This is a genomic window from Acidobacteriota bacterium, from assembly GCA_035529075.1.
Taxonomy (GTDB): domain Bacteria; phylum Zixibacteria; class MSB-5A5; order GN15; family FEB-12; genus DATKXK01.
Map to the genome: position 1 here is coordinate 1 of DATKXK010000009.1, position 26,288 is coordinate 26,288.

The window sequence follows — 26,288 nt, forward strand, 5'->3', positions numbered from 1 at the left end:
GTCCACAATTTCGCACTTTCCGATGAAGAGAACGAGCCAACCGGAGGTGGCGTGATTGTCGGCCTGACACCGCAAGCGAAGATGGGTTTTGACCGGCAGTCCAACCGGGTCTATTTCGGAAAGAACAGCGACACGGTGATCCACTGGCTCGCCGGTGACGGGGGCAAGGTCGAGTCTTTTTCGTTCACCGGGGAACGGCGACCAGTAAGTGAGGCGGACAAGAAGAACCACTTCGCCAAGTTCGACATCCCGGAGGAACAAATGGCCCCGATGATCGGGGCGCTTCCTGACCAGATGGCCTACTACAATCGAATCCAGGTTGTAGATAGTCTGGTGTACATGTTCAGTGCCGAAAGTATTAGTCACGCTCAGACAGGGCAGGTCGTCAATGTCTTTTCCCCGGATGGTCGGCATCTGTACTATGGCCGAATTCAGGTGGAGGAAGGGTGGCATATCTATTCCGGCCCTGATAACCTGCAATTGGCCCATGGGTCTATTTACGCGGTGCAGGAGAACGACGCAGGAGACAAAAAAATCGTCAAATACAGGATAGTACTCCCTCGATCGTGAGTTATCGGGCCGGTACAATCGGCGCGGGTCAGCTTAGCGCTTACATTCATACAGTAGTAGTAAGGAGAAAATAGATGGAAACAGATGATCAGAACCTCGGTTCAGATGCGACTGCTAAGCAGGACGAGAAGGCAATTCTGGAGGTGATAGAGCAGTTCGCCGAAGGAATTCGCAAACTGGATCCACACCTGGTTTCCTCGGTATTTCATCCTAAAGCTCTGTCGTTCAGCATTACCCCCCGTGGTATTTGCATAGAACCCGTGGAAGCTTGGCCGGAGATACTCAGGAAGGCAAGGGAAGATAGCGATCACCTTTTCCGAGAGAAGTTCTCAGTCCAGACTCTGAATATCGATATAGCCGGCACCGCGGCGAGCGCCAAGGTTGAGTGGGAATTCGAGAGCTCCAAGATTATAGACTTCTACAATCTTCTTGAAATGGAAAGCGGCTGGTTAATAACAAATCAGGTTTACGACACTTCTCCCCTGAGTAAAGTAGACTGAATAGCTTTGAAGCCCAATGCGCTGACCCAATTGGGCCGAAAAAAACGGTCACGATTTGGTCACAATACGGTGTAAATCCTTGTCCCACAACGCAAGTATGGGGGTTTACTTCGCCGAGTTCAGCATCTGCGACGCCCCCCGCCTCCACCAATTTAACTTATTACAATTCCACAACTTGCAAGCGGGACGGGAGTATTATACCCCCCACCCTTGCCTTTGTAAGCCTATATCCCCCAATAACACCGAATAACGTGACAACGTATTGGTCACGATTCGGTCACAGTGTCACGACGACACCCTCTCTTGATAATGGGTTGAACAGGACACGTTGTTGATTGTTGTTGAACGAGTCACCTCTAATGGCTAAGTTCAAACCGACGTCACCTGCTGTGGTTAGACAACAGGATCAGGGTACCGAGAAAATCCAAAAGAACCTCTGCGATTTGCGTGCCTCTGACGGTCGTTCTGGTTCGGTGACTCCCAGGTACGATTGCGTTGTGATTTGAGTCCGTCAAACTGTACGTAAGGAGAGAGAGTTTTGTCAAATAGCTCGGAGATTCTTCGACAACGTGTCCAGAGTATTATGCCGGACCTGGAGATAGAACAGTTCGAGGTGAACAACGATGGGTTGATAAACGATGTTGTGATCGTTAACGGGAAGTACGTTTTTCGGTTTGCGAAGACGAAGGAATATGCCGAGACTCTGATTGTAGAAACGAGAATCCTCGACCTTATTCGATCCAAGGTTGGTGTGAACGTTCCGGCGCCAGAGTACCATGATACAGACTGTATGGTGTATCCATTCATTGATGGTGAACCCTTGCTCCTTGAGAAAATCAGGGCATTGGATGGTAGCGCTCAGGTTCATTTGGCCGAGGCGCTGGGAACGTTCCTTTTCAACCTGCATGCTGTAGATGTATCTCAGGTTGAACCAGAGTTGCCTGCCACCTTGGCGCCGATCACACGTGACCGGTGGCTGAAGATCTACAGCAAAGTAAAAGAAACAGTCTATCCACTGCTATGGAAGCATCAGGTGCGATGGGCTGAGGGTGTGTTCGATTGCGTGCTCGATAACGAGAGTTTCTTTGAGTACAAGCCGGCTCTGATTCACGGTGACCTCAGACAGTATCATGTTCTTACGGACCGCAAAGGCTGCCAGATAACAGGCGTGATTGACTTCGGCGTGGCTGGAATTGGAGACCCGGCTTCAGACTTCGGAACCCTGATAAACACCTATGGCGAGAGTTTCGTAGTCAAGATGAAGAACACCTATCCTGATCTGGAAGAGTTCATGCCGCGTGCGAGATTCTACGCTCAAGCGCTCGAGCTACAGTGGGCCTGGTTGGGTCTCGAGTTCAAAGAGAACTTCTGGTTCATAGCGCACTTAGGTTGCGCAAGAGACATTCGTACCTAGCGCGTATCCTGCGCCCGCAATTGGTATTGTCTGGCCCAGACGGTCATTTACTCTACCAAAGGCTGACACAGTCCGACTGCAGAATTTCCGATCAAATCTTTGCATGCAAAACGGTCACGATTTGGTCACAATACGGTGTAAGTCTCTGTGCCAGGATGCGAGTATGGGGTTTACTTCGCTGCGCTCAGCATCTGCGACGATTCCCCCCACCATATAGGCCTTTAGCATACAACAGCTTACTAAGGGAATGGGGGCTAAATAACCTTACCCTTTGGTTTGTAAGTGCATAGCCCCCAATAAGCCCGAATAGCGTGCAACCATTATGGGCACGATTCCGTCACAATGGAAAGACCGTCACAGAGACTCGGAGTGATTAAAACAAGCCACAGTAGCTGTGCCGAGGATCGCTATGTCAGAGAATCTCCGAGTGGACGTTCGTATGTCCAAAAGAGCGAACTGATTTCAAGGCTCTTTTCCCGGCAAAAGGAACTTTGTTTTTTGAATACCGTCCCTGATTATGCTTGTGTTTACACGGAGGGATGAGTGAAATCCAAGTCTGTCCGTACAATCACAAGAAGCATACTACCCTGTGCCTTCATTCTTGCTGGTCCGTTGCTATCCTGTACGACTGAACCAACGGCGCAGCAGGTGCAGGAATGGTTGGTTGAATACCGTCAGGCGATTATCGCGGCTGACACGACCTCTATCCGCCGGCTATGCAGCCCTGTTTCAACCGCGCAGCACGGTTTTTGGGAATCTATGCACATTGTCATCGGTAATATCGGGACTTTGGATGAGTTTCGTGACTTCGCTCAGAGGTACACTCCTTCCGTAACCGAAATCGAATCACGAGGGACGTACACTATCGTGTATTTCGATTGGATGCCTTTGCAGGGTGATCCTGATACATCCGCAAGTCCTATCCCGATGCACTATTATTTTGTACATGAGGGCGATCAACTCGTCCTGATCAATCCCATAGATATCCTGACACAGGATTGGCTGCACCACGAAGGTGACGTTTGTACTTTTCACTATTCTCCCCAAGCGGCTGACGGCGACGAGGTCTCGGCCATGCAAAGAATGGATTCACTGTGCAGCGACCTGGTGAAGCTGTTCCATGCGCCGGATGATTTCAGGACCGACGTTTATGTCACACCTTCAGGCCCAGAGTGCGGCGAACTGCTTCTTTACCCACCTGCCGGCGCATACGCTTGTATGCAACGAAATCTTGTGGTCACAACGTCGTTTATCAATCCGCATGAGCTGGTTCATTTACTCTCGACCGGAGGAAAGCGCGGGTTATTCATCAATGCCGCCTTTGGGGAAGGGCTTTGTGTGGCCCTCGGTGGAACATATTTTTCTCGACCCGAATTCGCCGTCGCCCAGGCAAGGAACATTGCCGCCAGTGACAAGTATATTCCGATTAGCGAGCTGCTGTTTCTTGACGATTCTTCGTTTCTGTCGAACAGCCAGGTCTGTTATCAGGAGACGGGTTCGTTTGTGAAGTTCCTTATCGATAAATATGGGCTGCCTATGCTGAAGAGCTTACAGGAATGCAATGAGCAAACGGGAGACCTGGGGACCTGTATTGGATCGACGTATTCCGCGACTGTTGAAAAGCTTGAAAAACAATGGTATCATTTTAACGATAGTGCGAGTATCCCTGTTGTGGTTTCGGGCGACATTCCAGGTACCGCTGAACTTGTTGCTTCAGTTATAGACCCAACGGGTGACGATCACGGCGGCGGGGATTATTACTATCCGACAGATAGTCGGTTCGGCGACGGCTGTCTGGATATTACTCGATTTGAGGTCCGGGTAGATAAGGAGACGGTTTATTTTCAGGTTGAATTCAGAGACCTGGGAAAACCGGTGCTTGACGATTCTAATGGTCACACTGCGGTCCCGGGATTAACCGTTGGTATGAAACGAGGTGATGGTCATCTTCAGAGACAATACTCCGGAGTTCGCTTTGCGGACAGCAGTGGTATTGACTTGCGTCTGGATATAGGCCTGGGGATTGTAGTATGCGACAGCTATGGACAGGCAGTCTTCTCCTCGGGCACAATCCGGGACATCATTTCCGACTACACGGACAACACTTTGACTTTTGGTCTTCCTGTCGAATTAGTTGGAAACCCGAAGGCCGATTGGGGATTTTTCGCAGGTTCGATGCTCGTGACGGATTACGGTTTCGGGTTCCTGCGCAGCTTTCCATGCCCGGTCGAATCGCAGCCATCCGCATTCCGAGTCGGAGGGGCAAGCTCGCCACATGCAAGTCCATTTGTTGATTTGGTGTTACCCACGGGCGTCGAACAGATTGATTTATTCAAGGAGTACGACCCGCAAAGGGGCAAACCATTGATTGTACCGCTGGTCAGTAGTGTCACCAGATAGACAGATGCCTTGAAAGCCCGTGAGTAGAATTGGCGATACGGCCTATTGAGTGTTTGCGGGTAGTATTGCCGAGAAAAACGGTCACGACATGGCCACGATAAAGTGCAGGTCCCGGTGTCACGAAAGGCGTCGGGGGTTTACTTCGCTGCGCTCAGCATGTTCGACGATTCCCCCCACCTCCAAATCATTGTGCAGTAATAGCTTACCGAATATCTCGTTGCTATATCCCCCAATAACACCGAATAACGTGATATCATTTCGGTCACGATTTGGGCACAGTTGAGCCAGCCCTTGTTTAGGTTGCAACGTGGAGCACTCTTGCGTTTCTTGTGGGGCGATGCAAATATCCGAATGAGGATTCATGCCCATGGCAGCAGATGAGTTACATGATGATCGGACACGGTCATTCATTGCCCTGACCTCGGGCGCCGTGGTTTCGCATTACAAGATCATCGAGAAGATCGGTGCCGGTGGAATGGGTGAGGTCTATCTGGCTGAGGATACTAGGCTCAAGCGTCAGGTTGCGTTGAAGTTTCTTCAGGCCCAGTTTGCCGCTAATCAGGAAATGAAAGCTCGCTTTACCCGTGAGGCACAAGCCGCCGCAACTCTCAAGCATCCCAATATAGTCACTATCTACGAAGTCAGTGAGTATCAGGGACGGCCGTTCTTTGCCATGGAGTGTTGTGAAGGTCAGTCGCTTCGCGACATGATCAAGCAACAGAAGCTGACGCTGTCCCAGATTGCTGATCTGGCTCTACAGATCTGTGAGGGTTTGCAGGAAGCGCATGAGGCCGGTATCGTTCACCGTGATGTCAAACCATCCAATATCATTCTGGATAAGAAAGGTCGACCGAAGCTGGTCGACTTTGGTTTGGCCACGATCCAGGGAGGCGAGAAACTCACCAGGAGTGGCTCAACTCTCGGTACGATTGGGTATATGTCTCCAGAGCAGATCCAGGTCAAGAAGATTGATGAGCGTTCGGATTTGTTTACGTTTGGCGTTGTACTGTACGAAATGATCACCGGCCGTTTGCTATTCAAGGGAGATACAGAGGCGGGGATCTTGCACTCGGTGCTGAATGACATTCCGGAGCCTCTGGCGCGATACAAGAGCGGCGTGTCAGCCGAACTGCAACAGATTGTATCCAAGCTCCTCGAAAAAGATCCTGCGCTTCGCTATCAGACTGCTGCCGGTGTGATAAGCGATCTCAAGCGTCTTTCCGTCCCCGGCAAGCCGATCGAGAAACGCAAGGCGGGTTTTTGGATGGGCGCATCCGTGGTCGTCGCGATTGTAGCCATCGCCGTGATCATTACCACACTTTGGTTGGATAAGCGAACAAACAGAAAAACAGAAAACATCATGTTGGCGGTATTGCCATTCGAGAATCTGGGTGATCCAGAGGACGAGTACTTCGCGGATGGTATAACCGATGAAATCACGTCGCGCCTGGGCATGGTTCATCGCCTCGGTGTCATTTCCCGCACCAGCGCAATGCGATATAAGAACACTGACAAGACGATTCCCCAGATCGGCGCCGAGCTTGGTGTTGAGTATGTGCTGGAAGGAACAATTTTCTGGGACAAGTCGAGCGACACTGACAGGGTACGGATAATTCCGCAGCTAATCGATGTGAAGAACGATGTTCACGTATGGTCCGACAAGATCGAGCGTCCACTAACGGCGTTATTTGCCGTACAGGCAGGAATCGCGACGTATGTGGCGAAGGCGCTGGATATTACGTTACTTGAATCAGAGCGTCAGGCAGTCGAAGAGCGGTTGACTGAAAGCACAGAAGCGTACGACTATTATCTGCTCGGGCTGAAATACATAGACCGAAGTTTCAGTCGCGGCGATGTTGACGTTGCGCTCGAGTTGTTCGAGAAGGCGGTCGAGATTGATTCCAATTTCGCGTTAGCTTATGCCCGGCTGTCGAAAGCTCTCAGTTTGGTCTATTGGCTTCATGACGCGGATGCGCAGATTCAGGAAAGGGCCAAGCTGGCGCTCGACCGAGCTGTGGAACTATCTCCGGATGACCCCATGATTCACGAGGCCCTGGCCAATTACTATTACCGTTGCCATCGTGACTACGAACGCGCGCTGGAGGAACTCGCTCTGGCACAGTTGCGGTTGCCCAATAACTTCGAGATTTTGGGCACAATTGGTTACATTAAGCGTCGCCAGGGAAGGTGGCAAGAGTCAGTGGAGTACCAGGAGAAGTCGTTGGCACTTAATCCTCGCTCGCCCAGATACGCCTGGGACATCGGAGAAACCTATATGTGCATGAGGGATTATGAACTCGCCAATGAGTGGTTTGATCGCGCAATTACTCTGGATCCGCACTGGCCCAGCGCCCATAACGCCAAAGCTTTTGTCCACCTTCTGCGCAAGGGGGATTATGCGGCGGCAAGTAGTGTTCTTGAGTCTGCCAGCAGGACCATTGATACTGAGAAACTTGTATACCTGTGGGCATCGCCTGATATTTTTTCCCGCAGATACCAAGCCGCCCTTGATCGTTTACCATCGGATGGCTTTTGGTCAACCCGAGGTCTGATCTACTACCTTATGGGCGACACCAGCAGGAGTGCTGTCTGCTATGATAAGGTGCGCCTGGCCTTGGAGCAGCAAACATCCATCGGTCGTGCCTACGATGGTCTCCGCGAGGCATCGCTCGGTGTAGTCTATGCCTACCTCGGTCGTGCGGAAGATGCGCTCAGGTTGGGAAGAAAAGCTATGGACTTGCTTCCGCTATCAGTTGATGCTCACCAGGGTTCTCGAATAGTGTTGCGGATGGCGTGGATTCATCTGGCACTTGGCGATTATGACAGCGCGATCGATCTTCTCGATCAGTCACTGTCGATCCCATCAGAGCTTTCCGTGGCATATTTGCGGGGGCATCCTCTGTACGATCCTCTCCGCGACCACCCGCGGTTCCAGGCGCTGATCGAAAAGTACGAGAAGGAACATGGAACCTGACGACGACAAGACGCAGACTCACGTGGTCCTGACACAGGGCACACAGGTCGGTCACTACAAGATCATCGAAAAGATCGGTGCCGGTGGAATGGGTGAGGTCTATCTGGCTGAGGATACCGAACTGGGTCGTAAGGTAGCGCTCAAGTTCTTGCCGCCGCATTTGTGCCAGGAGGAAGACTGTCGGAAGAGGTTCAAGCGTGAGGCTCAGGCCGCCGCCAAACTGAGCCATCCCAACATCATTCATGTCTACGAAGTCTCAGAGCATCAGGGCCGTCCATTCTTTGCCATGGAGCATGTTGAGGGCCGGTCCCTGCGGGAGTTTTCTGCTGAAAAAGACCTGCCTATCGAACAGATTCTTGAATTGGGTATCCAGATATGCGAAGGAGTGCACGACGCGCACGAAAAGGGCGTGACGCACCGGGATATCAAGCCATCAAATATCCTCATTGACTCACATGGCAGGGCGAAGATCGTCGACTTCGGTCTGGCATCCGTGGTAGGATCAGATCAGCTAACCAGGACCGGTTCCACTCTGGGTACGGTTGGCTATATGTCACCGGAGCAGGTGCAGGGGAAACCGATCGACCATCGCAGTGATCTGTTCTCGCTCGGCGTGGTCCTATACGAGTTGATTACCAAACAGAATCCGTTCAAGCGTGACAGTGAGGCGGCTACGCTAAAGGCGGTGAGTGATGACACGGCGCATCCCATGGCACGATATAGAGCCGATGTCCCGGATGGCCTGCAAGCTATCATTGACAAAGCCTTGGAGAAGGACGTCAAGACGCGCTACCAGCATGCGGACGGGATGCTGTCTGATCTCATGCGAATCAAACGGTCACTGGAATCGGGGCAATCAGCAATATCAGTGTCGTCACCCGATCCCCATTTGAGGCAAACATGGTGGGGTGCAGGTGCTCTGATTGTCATTGTAGGCGTGGTTGCGGTCTTGCTAACCAAACCATGGAGCACGAAAACTGACGCAGATCGATCCGGGACGGTCATGCTGGCCGTGCTGCCCTTCGAGAACCTGGGTGATCCGGAAGATGAGTACTTTGCGGATGGTGTCACGGAAGAGATCACTACAAGTCTTGCGCGCCTGTCCGGTTTGGGTGTTATCTCGCGTACCAGTGCCATACAGTACAAGGACACAGACAAGAGCTTGCGGCAGATCGGGAAGGAACTCAAGGTGGATTACGTCCTTGAGGGGACTATCCGCTGGGACAAGTCGGGAGCTAATAACAGGGTGCGGATCAATCCGCAATTGATTCGGGTGGCTGATGACCTGCACCTGTGGGCAGACCGTTACGATGCTATCCTGATGGACATATTCGCAGTGCAGTCTACGATTGCTCGCGAGGTGGCCGCCGCACTTGACGTGGCGCTCTTGCAGTCAGAGCGGATAGGGCTCGCTGACCGGCCCGAGGTTGATCCTAAGGCATACGATTATTACCTGCGGGGCAAGCAGTATTTCTCAATAGCCCGCTACCGTCAGGATGAATTGCGGACCGCAGAGCAGATGCACCTCAAGGCTATTGAGCTGGCGCCCGCATTCGCTCCCCCTTATGCCGAACTCGGCGGCCTTTACACGGAGATACACTGGGATGGCATCGATACTACTCAGATAATACTAGATAGTGCCAAAGCACTCATTGATATTGCAGTCGGTCTGGCGCCCGAGTCCCCTGAACCCTACCAGGCACTCGGCTGGTACTACTACCACGGTCTGCATGATTTCGATCGTGCCCTCGACGCCTTTTCCACGGTGCTGCAACGACAACCAAACAACAGCCTTGCTATCGCCAGTGTGGCCTGGGTTGAGCGGCGACAGGGCAAGTGGGAGAAGGCAGTTGACGGCCTGCTCCGAGCTGTGCAACTGGACCCCCGAGAGCCCTGGTACTACCACGAGCTGGGCAATACCTACAATAGCAGTCACCGCTTTGAACAAGCTATTGTCAGCTATGAGCAGGCTATTGATCTCGAACCTGACAATGAATGGGCTTTTTTTGGAAAATCGTGGGCGGTACTAAACGCCACAGGTGACCCGGAGGCGGCCCTGCAGGTGATTAACGAAGGCTTCGTCTTTAGTCCCCGTTCAGCTTCGCTCATTTTCTTGGCAGTCTATTGTAATCTCTGTACCGGCAACTACCAACGTGCGCTCGACCTGATGACCGGTCCAAAGGACGTTTTCTTATGGCAATACCAGGATGGAGTAGACTACTATTATATGAAGGGCATGACATATGCACTGATGCAACAACCAGATGTGGCGCGTCCGTACCTCGACTCGGCCCGTATCATCATAGAAAGTATGGTCTCGACCGACCCGGATGTCGCTGCCGATCAAAGTTACTTGGGTAAGATTTATGCGGCCCTCGGCCGAAATGCCGAAGCCATTGCCGCCGCACGGCGCGGCGTTGAATTGCTCCCGGTTAGTATCGATGCCCTCGATGGCCCGGACCGCATTTGGGACCTGGCAACGGTATACACCCGCGTTGGCGAACGTGATCTGGCTATCGACCAGTTGGATTCCCTTTTCCTTATTCCCAGCGAAGTATCCGTCAACTGGCTGAAGATTGCCCCGGAGTTTATCCCCCTCCGTGACCACCCGCGCTTCCAGGCGCTGATCGAGAAGTATGAGAAGGAACATGGGACCTGACGACGACAAGACGCAGACTCACGTGGTCCTGACACAGGGCACACAGGTCGGTCACTACAAGATCATCGAAAAGATCGGCGCCGGTGGGATGGGTGAAGTGTATCTTGCCCTTGATACAAAACTTAATCGCAAGGTCGCCCTGAAATTCCTGGCATATCACTTGTGTCAGGAGAGAGACTGCAGGGCCCGTTTCACACGCGAAGCCCAGGCGGCCGCGGGTCTGGATCATCCCAATATCGTTCCCGTACATGAAGTCAGTGAATATCAGGGTCGTCCGTATTTCGCCATGGCCGCGATTGACGGGCAGTCGCTACGGGAATACCTGTCGGGAAAGCAACTGTCAATTAAACGCGTACTCGAGTTGGGCATTCAAGTTTGCGAGGGTCTGCGGGCCGCACACGACAAAGGGATCATCCATCGGGATATTAAGCCGTCGAACGTGCTTATTGATGAACGTGGGAGGGCGAGGATTGTCGACTTTGGGCTGGCGACCGTCAGTGGTGCGGATCAACTGACCAAGACCGGATCGACCCTCGGTACTATAGGGTACATGTCGCCGGAGCAGGTGCGGGGTGAAGCGGTCGACTTCCGCAGCGATCTGTTCTCGCTCGGTGTTGTGCTGTACGAATTGGCTGCGCTGAAAGGCCCGTTCCAAAGAGATTCCGAGGCGGCGACCCTGCACGCCATCACGCACGAAACTCCGAAGCCGCTATCCAGTTGGCGTGCGGATGTTCCGAGCAGGCTCGAGAACGTCGTGAGCAGGGCGCTTGAAAAAGACAGCGCAAAACGTTACCAGTCTGCGGAAAAGATGCTGCTGGATCTCCGGGATCTGCGCAGGCAATTGTCGGTGACCGAGTCAAGAGCAGTCGATCTCAAGGCAGTTTGGCGTATCCTTAAGAAGCCGCGTGTCGCGATCCTTCTGACTGTCACTCTTGGCGCTGTGGCGGTAGCCATATTCTTGGGATATCAACACAGAATGAACGTGCGGGAGGCGGGAGCGCTCCTGCCGGACATTGAGCGGCTGGCCCAGGCAGAGGAGTACTGCCGGGCATTTGACCTGGCTGTGAGGGCCGGCGAGTATCTTCAGAATAATCCGAAACTAGACAGCCTGATGCCGGTAGTATCCGATATACTCTCTGTTAGCACGCAGCCCGAAGGAGCGCGAGTCTATCTGAAGTCGATTGCGTTTACGGAGAGTGAAGAACAGCAGGAGCGATATGTCGGTGTTACGCCCGTCAGTGACTTGCCCATCGCCCGTGTAGATCACATCGTACGGTTGGAGAAGGAGGGATATACCCCGCTGACCCGCCTTGTAACGAGTCGGCTGAACAGAATCGAGGGTTGGGCGTTCGGGTCATCCGCTAACAGTGTTCAGATGGAGATCCGGTTGACTGAAGCGGGGGCAACCCCTGAGAACATGGTCTTCATTCCGGGAGGGGAATACAGACTGGTCGGATGGGGAGCGCCCTCGGCCGCCGAGGTTAATCTGGCGGGATTCTTCATTGATGAATACGAGGTAAGCAACGAATCATTCAAGGCCTTCGTCGATGCCGGAGGCTATTTGAGTGCGGAATACTGGAGGTTTCCCTTTACCAGGGATGGGGCAAATCTGACCAGAGAACAGGCCATGGGTTTTTTCAAGGACCGGACCGGTCTTCCCGGTCCGCGTGGGTGGATCAACCAGGTATACGCTGAAGGTCAGGGTAACTATCCGGTGACCGGTATCACCTGGTATGAAGCGGCGGCTTACGCCGAATTCGCCGACAAGAGCCTGCCTACCGCTTTTGAGTGGGAGATGGCCGCAAGAGCCGGCCAATTCACTCACACGTTTGGCGTAGTCATGCCCTGGGGATATATCGATCCCAATGAGACAGTGAAGATGCGGGCGAATTTTGAGGGGCGGGGACTATGTCCCGTTGACGCGTATGAATTTGGCATCAGTCCTTACGGTTGCTACAACATGGCCGGTAACGTCAAAGAGTGGTGCCGGAATCGATCGAAGGAAGGTTACGTGGTAACGGGGGGTTCCTGGGAGGATCCTGCGTATATGTTTGCCTATTACGGATCTGTCTCGGGTTTTCACTCATCTGGCTCACTCGGATTTCGTTGTGTCCGCAACACCACGGATGATGACCGTGACCAGGGGGCATTCGCGTTCAATCCGGAGATGGCAATTCCTGCTCATACGCCAATTGATCAGGAGACATTTCAGACCTTCTTGAGCCATTATCAGTACGATCGCAAACCGCTTGATGCTCGAGTCGTGGAAGTAGAAGAAACAGCGGATTGGGTCAGAGAGAAAGTGACTTTCAACGGCGTGAATGGTGATACCATCATTGCCTATATGTACCTTCCCCGGCAGGCGGCCGAGCCGTACCAGTGCCTGAGTTTTATTCCGGGGGCGAATGTGTTTTGGGCGTCGCCCGTTCCCTGGAACGCCGAATGGCTGCTTGCACCTCATATAAAGGCGGGACGAGCCGTACTGGCGGTGGTGCCGAAAGGAGCAGTGGAAAGAGGATGGGGTCCCCATCACAGCGATCCCGACCTCCACACGGTGAAATACCGTGAGCAGATAATTCTCTATGCGACGGAGTTCAGCCTGGGGCTTGATTATCTATCCGGCCGGAGCGACATAGACATGGGCAGAATCGCTTATGTCGGATTAAGCTGGGGCGCCGAGGATGGCCCGATTTTCGTTTCTGTCGACAACCGATACCGTTCGGTTGTTTTTATTGGCGGTGGTTTCAGCGAATCAGATTCGCGAAAACTTCCCGAAGCGAATCCCATGAACTTTGCTCCATATGTTACTTGTCCGGTAATGCTCCTCAACGGAAAATATGATGAGACCACAACGTACGAGATTGAAGGTCGTGCCCTGTATAATCTTCTTCCGGAGCCCAAGAGACTTGCCCTTCTTGAAGGTGGACATTGCCCGCCGCTGGAGGTGAGGGTCCCGGTCATCGAGAAATGGCTGAATGAGACCATGGGGGCGGTCAGGCGCGAATAGGACGAGACGATCACAGCGTGGTCACAGTACGGTGCAAGTCCTTGTGCCAGAACGCGAGCAGGGATAATTCCGTGCCGCGTCACGATGGGCCCACACAACACAATTACTTACGGTTGCGGCAGCAGATAAGCACCCCGCCGCTGCGCGCCTCAACTGTGATCAAGATCACCCCCAAGAGCGCCGAGCATTTCCTTTTGGGCGACCCGGCCAGGTACAGTAACCGGCGACGTAGGCCCTCATTGGTGCCCGGTCGGATGTCGTAGCAGCTCGGCCGCTTGCTTCCCACGGATGGGCGGCCGCACCTGATTCCCCGGACTGCCACAATCCCACCGCATCTACGCCGTGGAGAACATTATATTGCTTTTGCGGGGAAAGATGGCTTGAAAACACGTGTAAACGGGAACTCTGAATGAGCCGATCGAGCAAAAGCAGGGCACTCATAGAAAATGCCCGGAAAAATCGCTTTGTCGGCCGGTTGTCCGAAGACGGTTGTCTGGTCAACCTGGCCGGGAACTATGACTACCTGCAGCTCCCGTATTACGTGTCTGAAGACTACGAAAACGAGGGCAAGCCGATCCGGCCGACCTGCAAGGACATGATTGACGCCTATGTACCGCCTCTTTTCTTGGAGAAAGCCAGATTGGCCGGTGTCGCCGTTCCCGAGTTCTACATAAGCAACGGCTATTTCGAGCCGCCCGTCATTGTCGATCCCATCAATCCATTCACGTTGAAGGGGCGGGTGGTTCTCAAGCCGAGCCGGGCCAAGAGCATAGCGAAATCCCTGACACGCAACTACACCTATGCCGTGTGCTGCCAGGAGTTGCCGCATGGAAGTCAAATTGTCTACTTCAAGGCGATTCTCGGCTGGTGCGCTATTGGCCGGTTCGGGCAACTTGCCAGGACCATCTGGGACGTGTTCAGCATTCCGGTGGCCCGGGTGCGAGCGATCAGAGTTGCCGATGACAAACTGCTGCTTAGTGATATTGGCCTGCTCCCGTTTGCCGACCTGGCCCTGCGGGAGATCGCGTACATTCAGGAGCGCGTGATATGGGGCAACTAGGCATCTACGTCGAGCGTTACACTATTTCGAGTTCGGACGAGATGAACTCGCTCATGCGTCTCAGTCAGGTGGGTCGCAGGCTGGGACATCGCGTGGATTTTCTGTTTCGTCCTGACATGTACAAGATACCAGAATACGACGCCATCTACATCCGCGCCTTAACCGACCCGCTGAACTCCGCCTACGTGGCGTCGAGGACGGCGGAGATGCACGGACTGCTCGTCGTCGATGATCCTGACTCCATTCGCATATGTTGTGACAAAGTCAGCATGTACCGCCACCTGATGCGGCACGGCGTGCCTATTCCGGAGACGGAGATAATTGATGAGAATGAGATCAGCCTGGAACTGGGGCAGCGGCTCCTTGATCGGTTCGGCGATCCGGTGGTGCTCAAAGCTCCAAACAGCAGCTTCTCGATGTACGTCGAGAAGGCATCCACACCGCGGGAGATCAGCACGATAGCAAGACGATTCCTGCGACGGTCCGACCGGGTGCTGGCACAGCGGTTTGTCAAGTCATCATTCGATTGGCGCGTAGGCACCCTTGGAGGCGAGCCGCTCTACGTGTGTCAGTATGTCATCCCGAAGAACAGGTGGAAAATACTGACCTACACCAGCGACGGTAAAGCGGCATATGGTCCCATAAGGCCCTTCCGCATCGCCGAGGCACCGGCGTTGCTGCTGCAGACGGCCGTGCAAGCGGCCAATGCGATCGGCCGGGGGCTCTACGGCGTAGATGTCAAACAGGTAGCGGATCAGTTCATCGTTATCGAGGTGAACGATAATCCTACCATCAACGCCGGCGAAGAGGACATGCTTGAGGGAGATCTGTACGAACGGCTGGTCAGACATTTATTAGCGTCGTGAGATCATGATGAACCGGCGAACCACCATCCGCCCGGCCGGCATCCACGATCTGAAGGATCTGCTCAGACTCGAGCATGCCGCCTTTGAAACGGATCGCTTCAGAGAAGACCAGATCGATTACCTTCTGACCCGTTCCCGTGCGACCGTGTTTGTGTTGGTGCGGAATTCGACCGTGGTAGGCGCGGCCTATATCCTGTGGAGAAAGTCGCACCAGGGCGCAAGACTTTACAACCTGGCCGTGGACCCGGCCTTCCAGGGGATGAAGTACGGCCTGAAATTGCTTCGGGAGTGTGAATTGGAGGCGGCCCGGCGCGATTGCCGCAGCATGACGCTGGAGGTACGCCGGGATAACGAAGGCGCCATCAGGTTCTATGAGAAAGACGGTTTCGTAGTCGTTCGAAACCTGCCGGACTACTATGAAGACGGCATGGCCGGACTCAAGATGCGTAAGGAGCTGGACCCGGTGGCGAAGAAAAAGCTGAGGCTCGGCATTCCGTACCACGCCCAGACGCTCGATTTCACGTGCGGCCCCGCCTGTCTAATGATGGCGCTCAGGTACTTCTTCTCACGGATCGAACTGACCCGTACTCTGGAGATGCAAATCTGGAAGGAAGCCACGCTGATATTCATGACGTCCGGGTTTGGCGGCACCGACCCGTACGGCCTGTCGCTCTCCACTGTCAAGAGAGGATTGGGTTGCCGTGTGATTATCTCGATGGACACCACGCCGATGCTGAGATCAGTACGTATCCCGGTCAAGCGTGAGATCATGAAAATCGTGCACAACGACATGAAACGCCAGGCCCGGAAGCTGGGCGTGACCGGCGCCGTGTGCGAGTATGGCATCGATGAGATCGTCTCAGCCCTGTTCAGAGGCTTGATTCCGGTGGCCCTGATCAGCACGTATCGGCTGACGGGCGATCAGGTACCGCATTGGGTTGTGGTTACCGGTTTTGACGCCGATCACGTGTATATCCATGATCCGGACGTGGCGTCCTACAGCGGGAACAGGTCGCGGGCCCGCCATCTGCGTATTGAGAAATCTGAGTTTCTGCGAATGAGTCGCTACGGCAAAGAGGCGTATCGGTGTCTTCTGCTGATCGGGCCACTACAGAAGCCTGACAGGTCAAGACCACGCTCCGGCCGCAATGCGTCGTAAGCCTGTCCGCCACAATATAATACACCCCGGTCACACAGCGGGCCAGGCCCGAGACCCGTTTTCTCCTTAAAACCCCTTGACAACAACCACCGGATCGCCGATACTTGTTATGTGCATATGCACATTACTAAGGGAGTTCTGAATGCCGCGACCGAGGAAAAGACGATTTTGCCGACGATATCAGGCTGACAGAGTCTACAAGCCCCAGGGCATACCCCTGCGGCAGATCGATACGGTGGTGCTGGGGCTCGATCAGTTTGAGGCCATGCGTTTGTGTGACATCGAGCAGCTTGACCAGGAGGCGGCCGGCATGCGCATGGGCATTTCGCGCGGTACGGTACAACGGCTGTTATATCAGGGTCGCAAACAGCTTCTGGAGGCGATTCTGAAAAACTCTGCGGTAATCATCAATCTCAAAGAGAGTGAGGATCAGCATGCTGATATGCATTCCGTCAGGAGACGACGGGGGGATGGACAGCACCATTCATGAACACTTTGGATCGGCGCCGTATTTCACGTTGTATGATACCGAAACCGAGGAAATCAACGTGATTGAGAACCGTAATGCTCATCACAGTCACGGCACGTGTCACCCCATGAGCCAGCTGGCCCGGTATCATATTGATGCCGTACTGTGTAGCGGCATGGGGCGGCGCGCCATCGAGGCGCTCAACGCGGAGGGAATCAGAACCCTCGACACTGACGTTACCGCCACGAGGGAAGCCGTGAGAATGTTTTCCGAAGGGAGCCTGTCCGATATCGAGTCCGCACGTGCCTGTCACGGTCGCGGCCAGCGTTATGAGGGCACAACCGACCGCCGTGTGTGGGGCCGCGGGACGGGGCGTCATCAGGGAGCCGGGGACGGCCAACGGCATCGCAATCGTGGATAACCGCCTGCTTCAGACCCGGGCGTGCGCACACCCGGACTGCCCGCTTTGAAGTCCGGCCGACAGTCTCGGTCTGAGACTGAACATCGATGACTGCAGCGAGCGTGAAATATCAGCTCACGTCAATTGCCGCCGCGTGTTGCAAGGCTACCCCGCCATCCTGCACGGGGGAGTGGTTTCCCTGCTGCTTGACGGGGTGATGACCAACTGTCTGTTTTCCGCAGGCATAACGGCCGTGACAGGACGGCTGGAGGTGCGCTACCTTCGTCCCGTCGCCATCGACCAGACTGTACACCTTTCCGCTCGCATTTTGAAATCCCGACGGACGCTGCATTACGTCGAGGCAGAACTGGTGCAGGAATCCGAGGTGAAAGTCACGGCCGTGGGCAGCTTTGTGGACCGTCGGGCCGCTTCGGGCTGACGGGAATAGCACGTCGTTCCATCTGAGAGCCCGAAACCGGCGACTTGCCATGGATATCGTTCGGGCGTATGTTCTTCCTCGTGGTCGCATTGTAACCCGTACTGCGGGACAAATGGCGGTTATTCGGAAACGACGCGGGGAGTGCGGTGGGCATTCGTGAACAAATGGAGCGAATATACCGGGACATTCCGCCCGAGAGCATTCCCTGGAATCATCCCGACCCGCCTGAACTACTGGCTGAGGCTGTTCAAACCGGAAGGATCAAGCCCTGCCGGGCGGTCGATCTGGGATGCGGGACGGGCAACTACGCCGTCTGGCTGGCCCGACAGGGATTTGATGTAACCGGAATCGACATCAGCAGTGAGGCCGTCAAACTTGCCGCTGACCTTTCCGCGCGGCAAGGCGTGTCATGCCGCTTTGTTGTCGCCGATCTGCTGGGCGATCTGAAGGAATATCACGCCGCCTTCGACCTCGCTTTCGACTGGGAGCTTCTGCACCACGTCTTTCCAAAGGATCGACCGCGTTACATTCGCAACGTCCACAGCCTGCTTGTGCCGCACGGCACGTATGTTTCGGCCTGCTTCAATGACGGGGACACGGCCTTTGGAGGAGTCGGCAAGTATCGCGATACCCCGCTAGGCACGACACTGTACTTCTCGTCACTGGAGGAACTCAAGGCCCTGTACACGCCGCTGTTTGACGTCGTCGAGTTGCGCACGGTCCAGATCCCCGGAAGGCCCAACCCGCACGTGGCCAATTTCGCCTGGTTAGAGCGGAAGTAGGGCCGAAGCGGGCGACCTGGACGGGCACGGCAGAACCGCTTGGGTTCTGCCGTTTAGCAGCGGCTCCCGTACCCCCCATCCGAGTGTATCAGCAAACCTGGTCCGGGGGATTGCCAGGCCCGCACGTTCAATACATGCTTTTCCACATATCGGATGTATTGGCCAGCTCGATTGTGCTGTCACGCGGAAGCGCCGCTATATTTAGGGGTTCGAATTGTCTGCCGTTCCAGCGCAGAAAGAGCCAGCGCGGATCATCGAGCGGACCGACCAGATCGAACCTAACGGCCAGGGCATCGCGTCCCGTAGCGGTGGTGCGGACAATCGTGGCGTCGAAGACCGGCGTATGGTATTGATCTCCCGCGGCCAGGGTCGGTTTTGTGCGCAGGATACGGGCGAACATGTTACCCAGCCAGCCGGAGCGGTCGGCCGAGATGACGAATGACGAATCACCGGTCTTCTCCAGTGTGAAAACGGCATTCGCGGAAGACAGCGTCCAGACGTCCTGCGGTTCCTCGGACAAGTAGTTGACGGCGTCCCACGTATACAAAGTCAGCATAAACCCCGACGTATTCAACAGCATGGTATGCCGGGGTTGATGTTCTTCGATGAACGGCATCGCGGTCCTCAAATCGGCCAGGGGCATTTCGAAACTCGGCCGGTAAGTCCAGGGCGCTGCGGTTGAGGCGAGAACGCCCGGAAGCAGGACACCCAGCACGGCAATCCAGCCAACCACGCGCGTGAAGCGTGGAAGCTGCGTGGCCGCCTGAACACCGCGCCGGGCAATGGGGGCGATCGTGGCCGCAACGGTTGCCAGCAGGATGGCGGCCGGGATCATGGGGAAATACAAAGCTCTTTCACTTGCATCGGCGGCCAGTTGCGGCAGCAGCGCCACAAGGTAAAGAATCATCGCCCACTGCACGAGCGGCGCGCTCCTGAACGGCCGGAGCGCGACCAGCCATACCAGGAAAAGCACCAACCCGGACACGGCCAGGGGTGCAAGCAGGTCGGGCCAGAACATCGTCAGCGACGGCGGGATGGGTGAGAAGGTGCCGGTCCACAAGACGGGGAGTTGCGTCACCAGGCGCGCGAGGTACCGGCCGGGATGGGCCAGCGGGTTGACGTAGACGAGGCTGTCGAATCCCCCCATGTCCAGCAGCCGGTACGTGATCAGGTAACCGCCGAGAACAACGACTGATGGCAGCCACGTTGACGGAGCTTTCAGAACTGTGATGAACCGGGATCGAAGTCCTCCATAGCGGGAGGAATCATCGGAGGATCCCGAGGGCATGAGGAAGCTCAACAGTATCATGGCCAGCGGCGCCACCGAGGCGGATTCCTTGCAACCCATAGCCAGGATCAGCGCTGATAGAGATCCGGCCAGAGCGAGGGCTTTGCGACGGCGCAGCCAACTGACGTGGGCCAGCAGGGCCAGCATGATAAACTGTACGCAGAGCAGATCGGTAAAGCCGGCTATCCATCCAACCTGCATGCTGTGATCTTCGCAGGTGACGAAGAACAGTCCGGACAACAGCGCTAAGATCCTCCGGCCAGTTACACGCCGAACCAGCAGATACAGGCACATGGCAACACCGGCGTGCAGAAGGATCGAAAGCAGATGCAAGGGAAAAGCGTTTCTGCCGAAAAGGCTGATCGAGCCTTCGAAAACAAGACTCGGGATCGGCCGCCAGAAAACACCGGCGTCACCCGGATGGGTCCAGTCCTTCCACCAGGTGTTATCTATGAACGGCAACTGGTTTACCGACCACATGCCGTGCAACCGCGAAAACGGCCGGGGATCATTGTCCAGCAGGTTAAGGAAAATCAGGTCGTCGCCACTGAAGCCTCCCAGCAGATAGGGCCAGTTGAAAAAGAACGCGAGAAGAAACAGCAGCGCCAGGGCGTATACGGTGCGGGTTCTTGTAGACGTCATGATCTCACTCACGTATCCAGGATTGACATCTATTCGGAAGAATGTTTGCTGACAGTTTTGCGGCCTTGTCGGGGGTGAAATGCAACAGGCTGTTTGCCATCACAAAAAGAAACGTCGTAGCGTTTTTCAGAACGGTAAGCCTCTTACTGTAGGAAACCGTCATACAATAGCAGCAGTGTGGTATCATAGCAACACCATAGCTTTGTGCCGATTGCCGAATTGAGCATGTACTGAGTGATTGAACAAGACGGGCGCCTGATGCCGCGAAAGTCGCTGGTCCGGCCGCGGCCATTGCCAACTAACTGCCTGCTACATAGTGAGTTACATGTATTCACGGGAATGCCAGATTTCCCGCACATGTGCACTTTTCGAGCCAAGTTATTATTACATATGAACTTACCAGGATTCCTGTCGGGTAACCGCCTGCGGAATCTGTTATTTTTATAGAAGTTTTTGTTGTATTTGTACAACATATCGTTATATTGCCCGTATGAAGACCCGAAAGATATACAACAGAATCTCGGTGCTCAGAGAGGAACGCAACATCTCCAGAAAGGAACTGGCCGAGAAGATCGGCGTCAATTTTCAGACGGTCGGTTACCTGGAACGCGAGGAGTACAACCCCAGCCTGGACCTGGCTATCAGAATAAGCGAGTTTTTCGGCCTGCCGATCAAGATGATCTTCTCGACCCAACCGCTCAAACCATTGAGCCAGGAACTGCTTGAACGAAGCAAGAGAGAAAGGGAATAGTCTAAATGAGTCTGTCAATGTCAAGAGCGCACAGAAGAACGGGCATGGTGATCAACTACGCGGCGGTGGTCCTGGTGCTCGTTTTTGCGTACGTGCGTGGTATCGGGGGGTGGAGCGGGATTGCAACGGTCCTGGAGATCGTCTGCCTGGTCGTGGCGCTGGTCACTTTCCTTCAGTACCACGTTCTTACCGGCCTTTGGAAACTCGTGCACACGAAGGTAGAGAAGCTCGACGAGCGGCAGATCCAGGTTACGCACGATTCGTTGAGACACTCGTACAGTATCTTTACGGTGATCTGCCTGCTGGTGCTGTTGTGGAAGTCGCTCTTCCAGGGATACGACCCGAACCTGATCATTGTTTTCGCCGCCCTGCTGTACCTGGCCCACACGCTGCCTTCGTCGATTGTCGCCTGGACAGAGACAGAGGTCTGAGGGGCGGAATCGAGAGAATGGTGTAACACAGCCGCCTGCACCATGTAACATCCCGCCCGACCACGGTTGGCGGCCGGACTGTCCCGGCCGAAAAGTGATGGACGCATCCCACCGGAGGGCGTATACTCATCAACATCCGGAGCAACCAACGTAGGAAGGAGAGAATCTCGATGTCCAACAGTGAGTATGTGCATGGAACCTTCTGCTGGAACGAGTTGATGACGCGTGACGTCCCTGCGGGCGGGAAGTTCTATTCCGAGTTGTTCGGATGGCAGGCGGTTGACAGCGGCATGCCCGGCATGCAGTACACGATGTTCAAGATTGGGGACAAAAGTGCCGGAGGGATGATGGAAATGCCGTCGGAAATACCGAAGGAGGTCCCGTCGCACTGGATGGCCTACGTGGCCGTCGATGACGTTGACGCGACGGCGGCTAAAGTCGAGGCACTGGGCGGCCAGGTCCTGCACGGGCCGGAGGATGTTCCGGGCGTGGGGCGGTTCTGCATTATCCAGGACCCGACCGGCGGTGTGGTGTCGGCGATGACAATGCACAGCGGGCAGTAGCCGCAGAAGTGTGTTTCCGTTACGGTCTTGTTTGAAACATGGTGGGGTTTTTCGGCTGCCTGCGGCGCGTTAGGAACCCAAGTTGTAATAGCGTTGTCTGCGCGGGCGGGCATTCTATTTCCTCATTGCTATCGATCCGGCGGGATGCTATGGTAGCGCCTGGTGAGATCAATTGCGAAGGAGAACAAGAGCATGCAAATCGGATGGGAATTGAGCGGCAGTAACAGCAGCCAACATCGCCGCGTGCGCACAGGGTCATCGCTGTGTGCGAGGCTCGTATTGCAGTGGGCGTTGTTCCTTCTGCTGATATGCGGCGGGTTCCTGATATCGTGCCAGAAGACTGACACAGCCGACAGATCTTCCGCAGCCGTCATCGACAGCGTAGCGTCGGAGGACGGGCTGATGGTCTACTACCAGGTGCAGGGAAGCGGCGATAGGGCGCTGGTGTTCGTGCACTGCTGGAGCTGTGACCGCGGCTACTGGGACGCCCAGACGTCAGAGTTTGCCAAGGATTACACGGTCGTTACGGTCGATCTGGGTGGTCACGGTCAGTCGGGTCTGGGTCGCGAGGAATGGACGATGGGTTGGTTCGGCGCCGACGTGGCCGCCGTGGTCGAGAAACTCGACCTGGAGAACGTGGTGCTGATCGGCCACTCGATGGGGGGAGCGGTCGTGCTCGAGGCGGCGCGGCGACTGCCCGGAAGGGTAGTAGCCCTGGTGGGCGTGGACACCTATCAGTCGTTCGGACAGAAGTTCACGCCGGAACAGATCGAGGGATTTCTGGCGGCGTTCAGGTCCGATTTCCCGGCCACAACCGAGCAGTTCGTGAGAAGCATGTTTCCGCCGACGGGCGACTCGTCACTGGTGAACCGCGTGGCCACCGATATGGCTGCGTCCCCGGATGAGGTCAGCATAAGCGCCATAGCAGACGTCCTGGCGTATGACTACGCTGAGGCACTGCGCGAAGTCCGCGTTCCGGTTCGTTGCATCAATTCCGACAGAGTGCCAACCGACGTCGAGGGGAATCGTCAAGTGGCGGAGTCGTTTGACGTCGTCATCATGCCCGGCACGGGTCATTTCGTGCACATGGAGGATCCCGTTACGTTCAACCGGCTGCTTCGCCAGGTACTGAACGAGTTCCCGGGCGGCCCACCTGCCGAGTAGCAACGCAAGGCCCGGGACGGACGTGTGGTCGCCGGCCTGTCTAACGGTGAGTGTATTTTTCGGATCAGCGGCGTGACAGCCCCGGAAGATCAAAGGCCGGCCGACGAGCGGCCGGCCTTCACTGGGACAGGGATAGTGTCGGACCGTCCGGAATATGACCGATCCTACCTGAGAAACAATCGGTCGGTCGGGAAATCCTCGACTCCCGTAACAAGCCGGAGGAAGCTGCGAATGTCCGGACCCGTTTCCGGTCGCGCCGGGCGCAGACAGCAGTTGCTTGCGCACCTGTTCCGGACTTTGCGCGCGCCGGCATCTTCGCAGCACTGTGAGGTCTTTTGCATTGGTCACACCTCCCCTCGTTGCCGTGGCACAGGCCGTCTCCCGGATCGGCTTGAGAACCGGCCTCCCCCGGCATCCTGAGGTTATCTGCATGAGGTCGCCGTAGTGCGACCTGTCGCCACGTTACGGCGCTTGACTTGACGCCCCCGGAATGCGCACTCCGGGGACGTCTTCGCTGTCAAAGCGTACGGGCAGTTTTGTGTCATGCCCGGGACCGGCCTGTACAGCCTTCGCCGCAATGGGCGATCCGCGGTGTCATGAATCGCTTCATGTCAAACCTCCTCTTTCAGGGTTCTCACGGTTCACTGGTTCGGTGTGCCGAAAGCTCTTGTCAGTCACGTCTTCTTTTCTTCCGGCTTGCAGCAGACTGTCGCCGTTTTGCCTGCCTCGGCCGACTCCGGAGTGCATATGCCGACACAGGCATTGCCCAACTCTTTGCCGGTTACGTCGATTCGGAAACCCGTCTCGGTTCTGGTGATCGTAATGCAGGGCCGTTCCGTTTCCATTTGCTGATCTCCTTTATTTTTAGTAATGGCTATATCATTATATGCACATATGCAGATATTTGTTTCAAAAAAAATCATCCCCGGCTCTTTTTTTTCTTCCTGCCGTCCTTTACGGTGACCTTCAGGCAGTCACAAAAGCCCGTGCAGCAACTGTTTACGGACTGTTTGTTGAGGCTGTAAAAGACATGCTGCCCCTCGCGCCGGTCGATAACGATATCGGCCTCCCTGAGTATGGCCAGATGCCGGCTGGTGGCGGGCTGGGAAATGCCGATCCCCTTCGCTATCTCGTTAACCGTCATTTCCTTAGCTGAGAGCAACGTGAGGATCTTGAGCCGCGAGGGATCCCCGAAGGCCTTGAAATACTTGGAAAATGTCTTCTCATCCATTCTCTGTCTCTTCGCCGATTCCGGGGCAGCCCCGGGGCTGATCCGGAGAATTACTGCATACCAATATATATATACGCAAATATAACCGGGGGCAAAGCGCTTTTTTTCCATATTCTCCGGCCGGTTTCAAAGTTGGGGCATATGACAGGGATGAGCATTACATTGGTGTTACGATGGTGCCGGACCTCCGTGGTTAAGACGTACGCAGGTTCGGCCATGAGGTTGAGGATGAGTTCGAGGCGGAAGGGACAATGCCGCCGGCTGGCGGATTGTGGTCCGTGGGGGAATGGCAACGTCCGGACGGAGTTTGTAAGGACGGGTTACAGATGGCGATGGTTTTGCTTGTGCTCGCGGCGGCAACTCTGCCTCTACTTCTTGCCGTAGCTTTCGAATTATGGCGGGGAAACCGCTCGACGGGCTTTCTGAAGGACGTGTACCCGCAGAGGTTGCCTTCGCCTCCGCGCGTATCCGTGATCATTCCGGCACGCAACGAAGAGGAAAACATCGAACCGGCGCTGCGTTCCGTGCTCGATCAGGATTACGGAAACCTCGAGATTATAGTTGTCGATGACCGTTCGACGGACCGGACATCGGCTATTCTGGGGCGCCTCAAAGAGTCCAATCTCTCGGTGAAACTGATTCGTGTGGATGAACTTCCGGCCGGCTGGCTGGGGAAAAACCACGCTCTGCAACTCGGGGCGCGGCAGGCGGGCGGCGCACTGCTTTTGTTTACGGACGCCGATGTCGTGATGCACCGGTCCACCGTGAGCCGCGCGGTCGGGTATATGGTTACACATGAACTTGAGCATCTTGCCGTCTCGCCGGAGGTGAGGATGCCGGGCCTTCTCCTGCAGATATACGGCCGCGTTTTCAGCTTTTTCTTTGCCATGTATGCCAGGCCGTGGCAGGCCAGGGACCCCGCAAGCCGCGGTTATATCGGAATCGGCGCCTTTAACCTGATTCGTTCGGGCGTTTACCGGGCGGTCGGCGGACATTCGGCCATCGCGCTGCGGCCGGATGATGACATGAAGCTCGGCCAGTTAATCAAGCAAGCCGGGTATCGCCAGGAACTGCTCTTTGGCAGGGGCTTGATTGCCGTTCCATGGTACACGTCGATTGGTGCGCTGGCCCGCGGTATGGAGAAAAACGCCTTCGCCGCGGTGCAATACCGGGTGACGGGCATACTCGTCGTTACCGCCGGACAACTACTGTTCTTCGTGTGGCCGTTTCTGGGGCTGGGGCTGACAAGCGGCATCACGCAGGTCCTGAACGCCGGTATTGTCGCCGTGATCGTTTTCCTCGGCTGGGAGGGTGCGCCGTTCCATTTCGGCCGGCGGTGGCATAGCATCGGTTTCCCGGTCGGGACACTCCTTCTTGTATACATCCTCTGGCGATCCATGCTCAAGGCGCTGGTCACTCGGGAGATCCAGTGGCGTGGGACCACGTATTCACTGTCCGAACTGAGAGCCAACAGGGTCGACCGTAGCAGCAGCAGGCCCGACCGGCGCGCGTAAACGGA

22 protein-coding genes are annotated in these 26,288 nt (G+C 55.3%); 19 read left to right on the forward strand and 3 right to left on the reverse strand.

Annotated features, from left to right (window positions below; translation table 11 throughout):
• From VMY05_02510 to VMY05_02575, 14 genes are all read left to right on the forward strand, one after another.
• A partial coding sequence (locus VMY05_02510) for a hypothetical protein (GenBank protein HUV29952.1) occupies positions 1 to 570 on the forward strand: 570 nt, incomplete at its 5' end.
• A 74-nt stretch (positions 571 to 644) separates the two neighbouring features.
• Positions 645 to 1,070 carry a nuclear transport factor 2 family protein gene (locus VMY05_02515; GenBank protein HUV29953.1) on the forward strand — a complete coding sequence of 142 codons (426 nt, stop codon included), beginning with the start codon at positions 645 to 647 and terminating at the stop codon, positions 1,068 to 1,070.
• A 583-nt stretch (positions 1,071 to 1,653) separates the two neighbouring features.
• Positions 1,654 to 2,484, forward strand: a complete 831-nt coding sequence (locus tag VMY05_02520; GenBank protein ID HUV29954.1) for a phosphotransferase — start codon at positions 1,654 to 1,656, stop codon at positions 2,482 to 2,484.
• Between the two features lie 543 nt (positions 2,485 to 3,027).
• Complete coding sequence (locus VMY05_02525; protein HUV29955.1) at positions 3,028 to 4,884, forward strand: glucodextranase DOMON-like domain-containing protein; 1,857 nt, start codon at positions 3,028 to 3,030, stop codon at positions 4,882 to 4,884.
• A gap of 367 nt (positions 4,885 to 5,251) precedes the next feature.
• Positions 5,252 to 7,858 carry a protein kinase gene (locus VMY05_02530; protein ID HUV29956.1) on the forward strand — a complete coding sequence of 869 codons (2,607 nt, stop codon included), beginning with the start codon at positions 5,252 to 5,254 and terminating at the stop codon, positions 7,856 to 7,858.
• Positions 7,848 to 10,517: a protein kinase gene (locus tag VMY05_02535; protein ID HUV29957.1), complete on the forward strand. Its 2,670-nt coding sequence runs from the start codon at positions 7,848 to 7,850 to the stop codon at positions 10,515 to 10,517. Before VMY05_02530 ends, VMY05_02535 begins: the two co-directional genes overlap by 11 nt.
• On the forward strand, positions 10,507 to 13,524 hold the full coding sequence (locus VMY05_02540; protein HUV29958.1) for a protein kinase: 3,018 nt from the start codon (positions 10,507 to 10,509) through the stop codon (positions 13,522 to 13,524). The genes VMY05_02535 and VMY05_02540 overlap by 11 nt, the downstream gene beginning before the upstream one ends.
• Before the next feature lie 409 nt (positions 13,525 to 13,933).
• Positions 13,934 to 14,584, forward strand: coding sequence for a hypothetical protein (locus VMY05_02545; protein ID HUV29959.1), 651 nt, complete (start codon positions 13,934 to 13,936; stop codon positions 14,582 to 14,584).
• Positions 14,572 to 15,450 carry a RimK family alpha-L-glutamate ligase gene (locus tag VMY05_02550; GenBank protein HUV29960.1) on the forward strand — a complete coding sequence of 293 codons (879 nt, stop codon included), beginning with the start codon at positions 14,572 to 14,574 and terminating at the stop codon, positions 15,448 to 15,450. Before VMY05_02545 ends, VMY05_02550 begins: the two co-directional genes overlap by 13 nt.
• A 4-nt stretch (positions 15,451 to 15,454) precedes the next feature.
• The gene (locus VMY05_02555) at positions 15,455 to 16,609 is read left to right on the forward strand and encodes a peptidase C39 family protein (GenBank protein HUV29961.1); all 1,155 of its coding nucleotides are present in this window, start codon (positions 15,455 to 15,457) and stop codon (positions 16,607 to 16,609) included.
• A 142-nt stretch (positions 16,610 to 16,751) separates the two neighbouring features.
• Positions 16,752 to 17,099 (forward strand): DUF134 domain-containing protein, encoded by a 348-nt coding sequence (locus tag VMY05_02560; protein ID HUV29962.1) that lies wholly within the window; start codon positions 16,752 to 16,754, stop codon positions 17,097 to 17,099.
• Positions 17,080 to 17,499, forward strand: a complete 420-nt coding sequence (locus VMY05_02565) for a NifB/NifX family molybdenum-iron cluster-binding protein (protein ID HUV29963.1) — start codon at positions 17,080 to 17,082, stop codon at positions 17,497 to 17,499. The genes VMY05_02560 and VMY05_02565 overlap by 20 nt, the downstream gene beginning before the upstream one ends.
• Before the next feature lie 133 nt (positions 17,500 to 17,632).
• Positions 17,633 to 17,917, forward strand: coding sequence for a PaaI family thioesterase (locus tag VMY05_02570; protein ID HUV29964.1), 285 nt, complete (start codon positions 17,633 to 17,635; stop codon positions 17,915 to 17,917).
• A gap of 164 nt (positions 17,918 to 18,081) precedes the next feature.
• The gene (locus tag VMY05_02575; protein ID HUV29965.1) at positions 18,082 to 18,699 is read left to right on the forward strand and encodes a class I SAM-dependent methyltransferase; all 618 of its coding nucleotides are present in this window, start codon (positions 18,082 to 18,084) and stop codon (positions 18,697 to 18,699) included.
• Positions 18,700 to 18,826: 127 nt separating this feature from the next.
• On the opposite strand, the gene VMY05_02580 is transcribed toward VMY05_02575, so the two are convergent.
• Entirely contained in the window at positions 18,827 to 20,629 is a 1,803-nt protein-coding gene (locus VMY05_02580; GenBank protein HUV29966.1) for a glycosyltransferase family 39 protein, read from the reverse strand.
• 490 nt (positions 20,630 to 21,119) lie between these two features.
• Here VMY05_02580 and VMY05_02585 point away from each other — a divergent pair, with 490 nt between their 5' ends.
• From VMY05_02585 to VMY05_02600, 4 genes are all read left to right on the forward strand, one after another.
• Positions 21,120 to 21,380, forward strand: coding sequence for a helix-turn-helix transcriptional regulator (locus tag VMY05_02585; protein HUV29967.1), 261 nt, complete (start codon positions 21,120 to 21,122; stop codon positions 21,378 to 21,380).
• Between the two features lie 17 nt (positions 21,381 to 21,397).
• Entirely contained in the window at positions 21,398 to 21,811 is a 414-nt protein-coding gene (locus tag VMY05_02590) for a hypothetical protein (protein ID HUV29968.1), read from the forward strand.
• 170 nt (positions 21,812 to 21,981) lie between these two features.
• Positions 21,982 to 22,374 (forward strand): VOC family protein, encoded by a 393-nt coding sequence (locus VMY05_02595; protein ID HUV29969.1) that lies wholly within the window; start codon positions 21,982 to 21,984, stop codon positions 22,372 to 22,374.
• Between the two features lie 192 nt (positions 22,375 to 22,566).
• Positions 22,567 to 23,538, forward strand: coding sequence for an alpha/beta hydrolase (locus VMY05_02600; GenBank protein HUV29970.1), 972 nt, complete (start codon positions 22,567 to 22,569; stop codon positions 23,536 to 23,538).
• A 674-nt stretch (positions 23,539 to 24,212) separates the two neighbouring features.
• On the opposite strand, the gene VMY05_02605 is transcribed toward VMY05_02600, so the two are convergent.
• Positions 24,213 to 24,383 carry a hypothetical protein gene (locus VMY05_02605; protein HUV29971.1) on the reverse strand — a complete coding sequence of 57 codons (171 nt, stop codon included), beginning with the start codon at positions 24,381 to 24,383 and terminating at the stop codon, positions 24,213 to 24,215.
• A gap of 74 nt (positions 24,384 to 24,457) precedes the next feature.
• Positions 24,458 to 24,769 carry a metalloregulator ArsR/SmtB family transcription factor gene (locus tag VMY05_02610; protein ID HUV29972.1) on the reverse strand — a complete coding sequence of 104 codons (312 nt, stop codon included), beginning with the start codon at positions 24,767 to 24,769 and terminating at the stop codon, positions 24,458 to 24,460.
• Positions 24,770 to 25,095: 326 nt separating this feature from the next.
• Here VMY05_02610 and VMY05_02615 point away from each other — a divergent pair, with 326 nt between their 5' ends.
• Complete coding sequence (locus tag VMY05_02615) at positions 25,096 to 26,283, forward strand: glycosyltransferase (GenBank protein ID HUV29973.1); 1,188 nt, start codon at positions 25,096 to 25,098, stop codon at positions 26,281 to 26,283.
• Positions 26,284 to 26,288 lie beyond the last annotated feature (5 nt).

Bases quoted from the DNA above. Each gene is read 5' to 3' on its own strand.
- VMY05_02515 (HUV29953.1), top strand. From the start codon at position 645: ATGGAAACAGATGATCAGAACCTCGGTTCAGATGCGACTGCTAAGCAG.
- VMY05_02520 (HUV29954.1), top strand. From the start codon at position 1,654: ATGCCGGACCTGGAGATAGAACAGTTCGAGGTGAACAACGATGGGTTG.
- VMY05_02530 (HUV29956.1), top strand. From the start codon at position 5,252: ATGGCAGCAGATGAGTTACATGATGATCGGACACGGTCATTCATTGCC.
- VMY05_02535 (HUV29957.1), top strand. From the start codon at position 7,848: ATGGAACCTGACGACGACAAGACGCAGACTCACGTGGTCCTGACACAG.
- VMY05_02540 (HUV29958.1), top strand. From the start codon at position 10,507: ATGGGACCTGACGACGACAAGACGCAGACTCACGTGGTCCTGACACAG.
- VMY05_02545 (HUV29959.1), top strand. From the start codon at position 13,934: ATGAGCCGATCGAGCAAAAGCAGGGCACTCATAGAAAATGCCCGGAAA.
- VMY05_02550 (HUV29960.1), top strand. From the start codon at position 14,572: ATGGGGCAACTAGGCATCTACGTCGAGCGTTACACTATTTCGAGTTCG.
- VMY05_02555 (HUV29961.1), top strand. From the start codon at position 15,455: ATGATGAACCGGCGAACCACCATCCGCCCGGCCGGCATCCACGATCTG.
- VMY05_02560 (HUV29962.1), top strand. From the start codon at position 16,752: ATGCCGCGACCGAGGAAAAGACGATTTTGCCGACGATATCAGGCTGAC.
- VMY05_02565 (HUV29963.1), top strand. From the start codon at position 17,080: ATGGACAGCACCATTCATGAACACTTTGGATCGGCGCCGTATTTCACG.
- VMY05_02575 (HUV29965.1), top strand. From the start codon at position 18,082: ATGGAGCGAATATACCGGGACATTCCGCCCGAGAGCATTCCCTGGAAT.
- VMY05_02580 (HUV29966.1), bottom strand. From the start codon at position 20,629: ATGACGTCTACAAGAACCCGCACCGTATACGCCCTGGCGCTGCTGTTT.
- VMY05_02585 (HUV29967.1), top strand. From the start codon at position 21,120: ATGAAGACCCGAAAGATATACAACAGAATCTCGGTGCTCAGAGAGGAA.
- VMY05_02590 (HUV29968.1), top strand. From the start codon at position 21,398: ATGTCAAGAGCGCACAGAAGAACGGGCATGGTGATCAACTACGCGGCG.
- VMY05_02595 (HUV29969.1), top strand. From the start codon at position 21,982: ATGTCCAACAGTGAGTATGTGCATGGAACCTTCTGCTGGAACGAGTTG.
- VMY05_02600 (HUV29970.1), top strand. From the start codon at position 22,567: ATGCAAATCGGATGGGAATTGAGCGGCAGTAACAGCAGCCAACATCGC.
- VMY05_02605 (HUV29971.1), bottom strand. From the start codon at position 24,383: ATGGAAACGGAACGGCCCTGCATTACGATCACCAGAACCGAGACGGGT.
- VMY05_02610 (HUV29972.1), bottom strand. From the start codon at position 24,769: ATGGATGAGAAGACATTTTCCAAGTATTTCAAGGCCTTCGGGGATCCC.
- VMY05_02615 (HUV29973.1), top strand. From the start codon at position 25,096: ATGGCGATGGTTTTGCTTGTGCTCGCGGCGGCAACTCTGCCTCTACTT.